This is a genomic window from Aeromonas veronii bv. veronii (assembly GCF_000820225.1).
Classification (GTDB): Bacteria; Pseudomonadota; Gammaproteobacteria; order Enterobacterales; family Aeromonadaceae; genus Aeromonas; species Aeromonas veronii.
Map to the genome: position 1 here is coordinate 1 of NZ_CDDK01000011.1, position 348 is coordinate 348.

At 68.1% G+C, this 348-nt stretch carries 1 pseudogene; it reads left to right on the forward strand.

Annotated features, from left to right (window positions below):
- Positions 1–348, forward strand: a pseudogene (locus BN1139_RS21535) (hypothetical protein); the annotation flags it as partial.

Consider the following 348-nt stretch of genomic DNA (forward strand, 5'->3'; position numbering starts at 1 on the left):
CCCCAACCCCAGCCCCAGCTTCGCAACAACTGAGCCTCACGCCGATTACGGATGTCGCCCCAACCCTGCAGATCGCCCCGCTATCTGCGGCCGATGCGTTGCAGCAGGCTGCACAACCGGTGCTGGCCGCCCGTGGCAGCCAGCTGTTGCTGGAGTTTGCCATCCACACCGCCACCGACGATCCGGCCCCCTTGCTGGTGATCCAGCCCCCCGAACAAGCAGGATCGCCGCTGGCGCTGACCCCCTATTACGGCAAGTGGCATCTGGTTCGCCCGCAGGCGAGCGGCACCCTGCTGGCCCCCTCGGATCAGGAGTTGGTCGAGGGGGTCGCCGGGCTCACCCTGCTGG